This is a genomic window from Bdellovibrionales bacterium (genome assembly GCA_016714165.1).
Taxonomy (GTDB): domain Bacteria; phylum Bdellovibrionota; class Bdellovibrionia; order Bdellovibrionales; family UBA1609; genus JADJVA01.
In genome coordinates this window covers 1-7,814 of record JADJNU010000018.1, presented here as the reverse complement: position 1 = coordinate 7,814, position 7,814 = coordinate 1, and the positions used below count along the sequence as shown (strand labels likewise).

General features: G+C 45.9%; 12 protein-coding genes. 10 read left to right on the top strand and 2 right to left on the bottom strand.

Going from position 1 to position 7,814, the window contains the following annotated elements; all coding sequences use genetic code 11:
- Window positions 1-182: 182 nt before the first annotated feature.
- Window positions 183-560, bottom strand: a complete 378-nt coding sequence (locus IPJ71_19755; GenBank protein ID MBK7845877.1) for a hypothetical protein — start codon at window positions 558-560, stop codon at window positions 183-185.
- Window positions 561-1,355: 795 nt separating this feature from the next.
- On the opposite strand from IPJ71_19755, the gene IPJ71_19750 reads away from it, so the two are divergent.
- The 8 genes from IPJ71_19750 to IPJ71_19715 all read left to right on the top strand — a co-directional run bounded on the left by IPJ71_19750 (window position 1,356) and on the right by IPJ71_19715 (window position 5,588).
- Window positions 1,356-1,703, top strand: coding sequence for a hypothetical protein (locus IPJ71_19750; GenBank protein MBK7845876.1), 348 nt, complete (start codon window positions 1,356-1,358; stop codon window positions 1,701-1,703).
- Between the two features lie 492 nt (window positions 1,704-2,195).
- Entirely contained in the window at window positions 2,196-2,672 is a 477-nt protein-coding gene (locus IPJ71_19745) for a PEGA domain-containing protein (GenBank protein ID MBK7845875.1), read from the top strand.
- 50 nt (window positions 2,673-2,722) lie between these two features.
- Window positions 2,723-3,046, top strand: coding sequence for a hypothetical protein (locus tag IPJ71_19740; GenBank protein MBK7845874.1), 324 nt, complete (start codon window positions 2,723-2,725; stop codon window positions 3,044-3,046).
- 435 nt (window positions 3,047-3,481) lie between these two features.
- Window positions 3,482-3,730, top strand: a complete 249-nt coding sequence (locus tag IPJ71_19735; GenBank protein ID MBK7845873.1) for a hypothetical protein — start codon at window positions 3,482-3,484, stop codon at window positions 3,728-3,730.
- Window positions 3,731-3,886: 156 nt separating this feature from the next.
- Window positions 3,887-4,054, top strand: a complete 168-nt coding sequence (locus tag IPJ71_19730) for a hypothetical protein (GenBank protein ID MBK7845872.1) — start codon at window positions 3,887-3,889, stop codon at window positions 4,052-4,054.
- 49 nt (window positions 4,055-4,103) lie between these two features.
- Window positions 4,104-4,280, top strand: coding sequence for a hypothetical protein (locus IPJ71_19725; GenBank protein ID MBK7845871.1), 177 nt, complete (start codon window positions 4,104-4,106; stop codon window positions 4,278-4,280).
- Window positions 4,281-4,383: 103 nt separating this feature from the next.
- Window positions 4,384-4,815, top strand: coding sequence for a hypothetical protein (locus IPJ71_19720; GenBank protein MBK7845870.1), 432 nt, complete (start codon window positions 4,384-4,386; stop codon window positions 4,813-4,815).
- A gap of 11 nt (window positions 4,816-4,826) precedes the next feature.
- Window positions 4,827-5,588 carry a hypothetical protein gene (locus IPJ71_19715; protein MBK7845869.1) on the top strand — a complete coding sequence of 254 codons (762 nt, stop codon included), beginning with the start codon at window positions 4,827-4,829 and terminating at the stop codon, window positions 5,586-5,588.
- A gap of 70 nt (window positions 5,589-5,658) precedes the next feature.
- Here IPJ71_19715 and IPJ71_19710 read toward each other — a convergent pair whose 3' ends face one another.
- Complete coding sequence (locus tag IPJ71_19710; protein MBK7845868.1) at window positions 5,659-6,261, bottom strand: FecR domain-containing protein; 603 nt, start codon at window positions 6,259-6,261, stop codon at window positions 5,659-5,661.
- A 121-nt stretch (window positions 6,262-6,382) separates the two neighbouring features.
- On the opposite strand from IPJ71_19710, the gene IPJ71_19705 reads away from it, so the two are divergent.
- On the top strand, window positions 6,383-7,318 hold the full coding sequence (locus IPJ71_19705) for a hypothetical protein (protein ID MBK7845867.1): 936 nt from the start codon (window positions 6,383-6,385) through the stop codon (window positions 7,316-7,318).
- Between the two features lie 76 nt (window positions 7,319-7,394).
- Window positions 7,395-7,547, top strand: coding sequence for a hypothetical protein (locus IPJ71_19700; GenBank protein ID MBK7845866.1), 153 nt, complete (start codon window positions 7,395-7,397; stop codon window positions 7,545-7,547).
- Window positions 7,548-7,814 lie beyond the last annotated feature (267 nt).

Genomic DNA, 7,814 nt, shown 5'->3' with positions numbered 1-7,814 from the left:
CTCAAAACCCATCGGGCGAGTTTCATCATTTGATTCGTACATTCATCTTTATGCGAACCCCGAGATCGGTTTTAAAGTCTGCTGGATTCATGCCAACGGCGTTCAAACATATGCGGCGACTGGTCCCTCAATCAAAGTTCTACGACCTTCGTCTCGCCAGAATTAAGCATGCAAATGATTCTTTAAAAAGTTTTCGGGCGATAGTCCTCTTTTTCATATGTTTGGAGACGTATCCATCTCGGCTTCTTTGATTCGGGCCAAGAGCATAGGTGCGGGGTTCGTTTTTTTTTAGATCCTTTGCGATCAGGTAGACGCCTCCATTTGCAAAGTACAAACATTCGGGAGCCTACTCGACGATCAACATATTGACCAGCATTTTGACCGGCTTCAGATCGATAAGAGATTTTCAAAACATGGCCCTCTTCAAGCGTGTGATAAACAGTATCTAAGATGACTTGAGGCACACTTGTATGCCATGTTAGCTGCGGACGAAAAGCAAGGTTTTTCAGAAAATCCTGAAATGCGTCGGTATTCGTTCCAAGAATTTTCTCAATTTTCATAAACAGGCTGTTTAGGACTTCGTGAAGTGGTGTTCCCTTCAAATGATCGAGGGAGTTTCGGGCGACATAGAGCGCGAAAATTTCATGATCAAGTGAACTGCGTGTTGTTTGACCTCAGCGTCGAGGCGACATCTTCCAGCGCGATTCGGGTCCGTTGCCCTCCGACTCAGGGTTATATGGGCCTGCTGTAGCAATTCAGTATCGATGCACAGTGCGCTTATCAATTTCAAAACCATCATCACGTAATCGCTCATGGATTTGTCCAACACGAGGACCCATTCGTGATGTCTCAAGATAATGAAGAATGCGAAAGACCCTCAGGGTCATCTCGTGTCTGGCCATGACTAAACTATCGGCTGGTTCCCAAGTCATCCTGAGAGGCCATTGTGTCTCACTTCGAGAAAATGAAAATGAGCTTTGAGAATTTGATAATGGGTTGTCTCTTATCGGAGCTGACCTTATGTGTCAGCTCGGTCGTTCATTATGGAGGTATACCTTAAGGAGGTCCGTATGAAGTCAAATATCCTGATAGTTTACTTGGTAGCCACTGTGCTCACCGCATGTACAGGCGGTCCGAAGAAAGAAGTTGCTTGAAGTTGGGCAAAGTAACGGAAAACCCAACTGGAGTCAATTCGACAAAAAATATCTTGGAATGAGGCGACCAGGTTTTCTTTCGGACGCAGTATACGATTCGCGGAAGTGAGCGAATCAACGGCTGCTATCAGCTGGCCAAACTTGAAACCAAAGAGACTTTACTTCGGGAAATCTCTGAGGACATCAAAGGCCAAATTGATAATGTACAGCAGAGCATCTCTGAAGATGCCAATTTGTACTCAATCAATCTCATGTGGCGAATACAGAGGAAAGGTCACAGGTCTTCGGTTTTTAGAACAGTATCATGAGCGCTATAGAATTGATGGCACCGAAAGGATCGACTGTTTTATTTTGGGTTCAATAAGAGTGCAAGATTACGAATCAATTCGACGTGCGGTTGTATTCAAAATGGCGGAAGTCGATCCAGGTCTCAGGCAAGCGCTCAATAAGCGACAAGTTGATTTCTTCAGTCACAAACAGAACCCAGCTGAACTAACCAAGGAAATGCCAAAGTTTGAGGCTGAGAAATCCACAACTGAGGTTCAGTAACAATGAAGTCGCTTATCCTCCTTTTCTCATATATTGCCACTGTGAAACTTTGCAAGTGCCGCCCGCAGTGGATTGCTTCTGTGCCCAAAATCCGATGCACAATACAATTACTACGTTGGCCGAGAGCGACAGAGGAAATGAGCGAAAAGGAGGCCTGGAGAACGGCCAAAAGATCAGGCCCAGGAAACTGCAGTACGCGAAAACTTTGGGGTCGAGACCTCGATCGCATCATCTAGTCATGAGTCCTTCAATCAAGTGGTCTTGGACAAACGGGTTCAAGAGATTTTCCCGAGGGTTCGCCTTGTTGATTTTGAGCAAATAGACAGCTTTGTTGAAAGTAATAGCGGTCGGGTTAGCGTCTGGATTTTTATTTCGGTATCCTCTGCATCAGATTGCCTTGAAAATGAGCGGCAAAGAGATCTGGCGCGGCTGAACCAATTCACTTCAATGAAGTTGGACAACCAGAGATGAGCTATTCAACTATTTTGAGAGCTGACATCAGAGCCCCTTGGCATCCCTGTATTCATCGATTCTGAAAGATGGGGGGTGACGCCGCTAAGAGTAGCGGGGGTGCTGTCAGCTGGCGTTCACAAAATTCATCTTACGCACGAGAATTACCAAGATGTCGAAACCGACACCATTTTGATTTTGGGAGTCAATCACAAGGTTCATCATAAACTACTGCCGGCGATGGGCACTTTGAGAATCAATGTTAGTCCCAGGTGGGCTGAGGTTGTTGTTGATGGCATCAGCCATCGCAATTCATCAACTCAACCCATCCAGGTCCTTGTTGGAAAACCAGCTCGCATTGAAGCGAGATTAAAGGGATTTGAAACACAAATTCAATTGATTGAGGTTCAGAAGGACGAATTGAGATGGGTTCACTTTGAGCTAAATCCAACAAAACGAAATTTGATTACCGAGGATTTATCGCACACGACTTCAGATTTTATTACCAAATTCATTTGATTCTGTGAGCGAACCAGCGGGCTTTCAAAAGAGGCCTGGCTGGCTGCAGTGTGTTTGGATATTCAGTGGAGTCGGCTCCCAGCTCAATATGGACTTCCAACAGCGCAGTTTGGACTGACGAGAGAGATTTCTTTGGCATTTGGTTTTGCGTGGGCATTACGTATGATGTTGCGACAGAATACACAGAGACCAGTGATATGACAGATCATTACGCGATCGAAGGATCGGGGTCGTTTATTGGGCTACCGATCTATTTCACGAATTCATCAGCAGGCATATATATTATGCCCGAGTTAGGCCAAATAAGGCACAAGCGTGTGGTTGAACTCCCAAATCCATATTTGTACTTAGCTGAGATCCAATTTAGGAAATAAAGCCAACCGGAAGGGCATTCGTTTTGGCTATCTGAACATGGATTCAGAATATGATTTCTGGATCTCGTTTCACCAATATGATTGGCGCGAATACGGTAAAGTACAGGCGACAGCAATTGGATAACCTGCACATGGAACGACGGGGGTAAGTAGATGAGGAGCTTGCGATTCTTCTCACCCTATATTATGTCAGTCGTTTTGCAATGGCATGCGGTCCATCTGGGGACACCGGTCTCCCACCCGTCGGCAGCCAACCAGAAGACGGCAGAACCATTGATCAAAACACTGGATTGCCCCCATCACGCGGTGGTGAAATTTCTCCACCAAAATTGCCCGCGCAGTGGTTTCCTACCACAAGTAATGGGTACTTGACCTTACTTCGCGTTGATTCTATGGAACTAAATTTTTTTACGCGGCCGGATCTCAAATAAGAACATGGGATGGATCATCCGGCTTGGTTTTGACTTGGAACTAGTCAGCTGCCTCGATTTCGGGGTTGACGCCCTACCCACTGCAATTGACCTATTCGGTTTTAATGACGGATCTATCTGGTTCTTGGACAACAATCGACGGATTTGGTTGGGAATCAATTGGGTCAATGGCTTGGGTTCGCCGAGTTTCCCTATGGAGCTCACCCAGATCTGTCTTATTCGAAATTCATTGTCCAATCGAGCAGTGGCTTAAAAATAGTGTGTCTCAACAAATACGGAGAGACACTCATAGTTTATGATGCTGATGTTTCACATTTCTTGAGGCCCTGAGCATCCAGTCTTGAGAGGTGTATCAAACTGAATTTCAAATTGAATCTCAAATTGAATCTGACCTTAACTGTCGCCGTATATGGGCATACTGAAGGCACAAAAGGGGGTGGATATGGGTGCGAGGCCGTTCTTAAATTTAATTGTAGGAGGTTTGCTGATCGGAGTTTTAGGTGTCCCGCAGATTGCCATTGGTGGGCAGAGGTTGTCGTCAGTTCAGCCATCTGACGAGTTTTACAAAATATGGTGAGCAGTGCAGGGAAGGTGTCGACACGGTCTGCATTACCTGATGAGATTCTGTGAGTACCTTAAAGATCCAGAGAGCTTCCCGCTTGGCATGTGCAATGGGGTTGAGGGGGCATGATGAGATCGGCCTTAAATATCTGAGACTGTCCTGTGATGGTGGTTGGGACGAGGCATGTGAGTATATACCAACGGTGAATGAATATCTAAGAGAGCTGCGGGGAGATAACTAAGCTTGTGCTATGAATGCGGCATTTTTTTTGGACTTCATCTGAAGAAAATCGTTCGGGAGGTTTATGAGGACTGAATGTGTAGCAGCAGATAGGGAGAAGGTTCTTGGTCAGTTGTTGGCGGGGTTTTAAGCGCGATGTAGCGCTTAGTTTGAGTCAGTTGGCTGAACTTGAAGCGCAACTAAATCCTGACGAGTCAAGAATATGTGGAGATACATTGGTGGTTTTAAAAACGGGGTCGCTTTTTTCAGATGGAAAGATTGTGCAGGCTTACAATGCTTTGTTGGATGGCCTGCGCAGAATGCCAACTAGTCTTTCGTTGCAGCAGGTGCGGGATTTTATGCTACGAGCTGCACCATCTGCGCTTTCAGATCTCATGCACCAGGACGCTCTAAACCCAATGATTGAACTCTTGTATGATATCTTAAAACGAGAATCGGCGTTGCATATTTGGCACCAAGTTGAGTATTTAAAATTTCTGGTTGGCTATCAGCGTTTTGCCGAGGCCGGAAAATTGGCTTTACCCTTGGTTGTCTGAGTCCCCGGCTATTGGGACTTCGCGATCAAGTCGAGATTATTGCCCAGAAGACACAAAACCAACAATTAATTGATTATGTTATTGAACCGCCGGCTCGCATTGGCCGGCCCTATGTAAAAATAGACCTTACTGCGAAAGAGGTCTACATCATGAAGGAGAAGTTAAGCGTACTGAGAAAGGCCTTGCTTGGAGATACTCCAGTGCAAGTCATCGAGAGGCATTTGGCTGAAGTGATTGGGAAAATGGAATCGGACGGTCCGCTCAACTCGAACCTAAAGGAACTCTATTACATTTGGGCCATCGTTGAGGGGCGTAAGGAGAATTACTTTGAATCCTTGCAGATGTTTCGTTCGCTGGTCGAAATGGATCCGTGCAGCCTGGCATTTCGACAATCGGTGGATCTAGAGATGGATAATATCTGCAATCACTTTACTGAGCAGGCTGAAAAAAATACTCTTAAGGTAGACTTGGAGAAGGCTTATGAGGTGCTGCGCGAAATTGGCCATGTGTCGTATCGATTACTTGCGCAGGTTGGAATCGCCGAAGTGAAATCGGGCCACCTTGAAAAGGCGAAACAAAAGATGCATCACTTGGTATCTCTTAATCCGTTTGATTCAGATTACGTGGGGGCCGCGCAAATGGTGGCCGAAGCCGCTAAAGACTCCATTTGGATTGGAGAATTGAATCGGATGATGATGCGAATTTCTGAGGAGCGGCCTTGGGATTTAGAACTTCAGATGAAGCTTGATCAAAGTGAGAAGCCTGTGGCTTGACCGACCAGCGGTGACATAGTCGTGAATAAAATGAGACACTTCCTTTGAAGGATGCAATTAATTGGAGAGTTTACTGTACGCCCATATCGGCGAATTCGGCAGTGGTCATTTTAGACATATCGGGCGAATCGATAGGAATCCCCATGGACTTACCTGGTCGTGCCCAAAGATCTTGATTTGCTTTTACTGTCCGCTCTCCGTCTTTAGAGTGGTCTCCGACCCCTCGCACATTGACCACACCTTCGCAAACACAAACGTAGGTACCTTTTTCTTCACTGGCCTCGACCAAAAATTTTGTCCCGCGTACGCCTACTACAGCAGACTTGGTTTTTATCTGAATATTTTCTGCCTTTTTGTCCTTCACAAAATAGGCAAATACTTGCCCGATGGTGATATCAATTTGACTCGCATTTTTTGTACCTAAGGCAATCAAGTTCACCTTTGTATTTTTCTTTAACCGAAGGCGATGCCCTTCGGGATATGTGAGATCGACAAATGACTCATCAGTGCTGCCGACCTCCATCAATCCTCCAAGAGGTAAGAATTCACCTGCTTTGACTTCCTTTTGATTGTAGCGAACTTGGCCAGATTTCTTAACGACCGTCAAACCTTCACCAGCGAAAGCAAATGAACATAAAAAAAGTGCAACAGCCGCAAAACCGATTTTATCCATAAATCCCCCTGTTAAAGACTCAAAGTATGGAGGCAAAATGTCAAGCGAAGCAAAGCAAATCTGCGAGAAGGAAAAGAGGATTGACGATACTTGGCCTTAAGATTGCACATGGGGTCGTGATATGACTAGGATATTACGATGGATTCATGTTGGACTTCCGTTGGCCTTAGGCCCCTTCTTGATTTCTGGTTCATTTGCATATGCTTCCGTTCTCACTGAACTTAATCTTCTTTTGGAGCCTGGTCAGTCAGGACCGACCTGCGCCCGGGCTTTACTTGAAGACTCGAAAGGCCCGGGAGGGTCAAGTGAAAATCAAGGGGGCCATGGGGAGAGACGTCGATCTGATCATTTAGAGCGGAACGCAGCCGATATTATCCATGGAATCAAATCGATTCTAAATTCCAGCCTACGATATGAGGATATTTTTACAGTACCTGTAGAGCCAGTTGCCTGGTTAAGATTAAGAGAAAAGGAGGCGCGACCCGCTAGCGATCAGGAGCTAGATGGATTGTTGGAAATTGCGCTCAAGGTTCCTAAATTGGTTGCATTCCTTAAGGAGAGCACTCCTGGTACAGCCGACACGCACTCCTTGATCCACGTCATGCACCAATTTCTGGCTGAAAAACCAGATGAATTTGGCCTCGTGGTAGCAGCTATTTATAATAAAAGTCCGTCAAAGTTTACTGCGCTCCTTAAAGTATTGAGTCTTGAGGGAGAGGGTGATTTTGCGATTCGCACCTATCTTCATGAACTCGGTTTTAGCTACGGATTCAGACAAGAGCGACCCATATTCTTCCAATCTAGGCAGGAGGGATTGAAACAAGTTGGAAAACTCGATGGTGAGTATTGGGACATAGGCAGCGGTATTGGAATGGCCGACAGATTATTTGTCGATCTTCTCCCTGAGAATCATTATGTCTTCTTTGATATTTCACCTCTCATTGTAGGATATCTGAACGGAGTGATTGCAAGATATGGTTTTAATGCCGAAGCTATCAGGCCGATGCTCGTTCGTTGCCACAGCCTGGTGATCGAGCGGTGTCCGTGGTGCGAATGAAAATGTTTGGGGTTAGTTCGAAAGTGCGAGAAGTATTTGATTCAAGCAGCTGGCTTGATTCCAGGCTGGAGGACGATTGATTTTGCAGGACGCGAAGATGTTTCCGCGCAATCTTCTGCGCCTCCTGACTGTCAGCAGGGAACCAACTCTAACTCTTCTTCAACAGGGATGGACACTCACTTATGACATGGATGAAAAGGACGGTCGGGGAATGTACACAGATTGCTGACAAAGCCAGTCGGTGGCGCGGCCGGACGTATTTCAGAGGAGGCGTCTTTGAAGCTGTGGGAAGAGATGCTTGTAAAAGTGCTCAGTGCTATCGTCGTAAAATTGCCGACACAGAACTTGGGAAACCGCACTTTGACCTTACCCCAATTGGTAGGTGATCGAAGCGTATTGTGAGTATTAAGGTTTTTGTGGCGAGAGTCTGGGCTTTGAATGCAGTTCCGGTTGGGTTCTTTGAAAATTCACTTGCTCTCTGTCGCCTTTTGGAAAG

Bases quoted from the DNA above. Each gene is read 5' to 3' on its own strand.
- IPJ71_19705 (MBK7845867.1), top strand. From the start codon at position 6,383: ATGACTAGGATATTACGATGGATTCATGTTGGACTTCCGTTGGCCTTA.
- IPJ71_19750 (MBK7845876.1), top strand. From the start codon at position 1,356: ATGTACAGCAGAGCATCTCTGAAGATGCCAATTTGTACTCAATCAATC.
- IPJ71_19755 (MBK7845877.1), bottom strand. From the start codon at position 560: ATGAAAATTGAGAAAATTCTTGGAACGAATACCGACGCATTTCAGGAT.
- IPJ71_19735 (MBK7845873.1), top strand. From the start codon at position 3,482: ATGGGATGGATCATCCGGCTTGGTTTTGACTTGGAACTAGTCAGCTGC.
- IPJ71_19710 (MBK7845868.1), bottom strand. From the start codon at position 6,261: ATGGATAAAATCGGTTTTGCGGCTGTTGCACTTTTTTTATGTTCATTT.
- IPJ71_19730 (MBK7845872.1), top strand. From the start codon at position 3,887: ATGGGCATACTGAAGGCACAAAAGGGGGTGGATATGGGTGCGAGGCCG.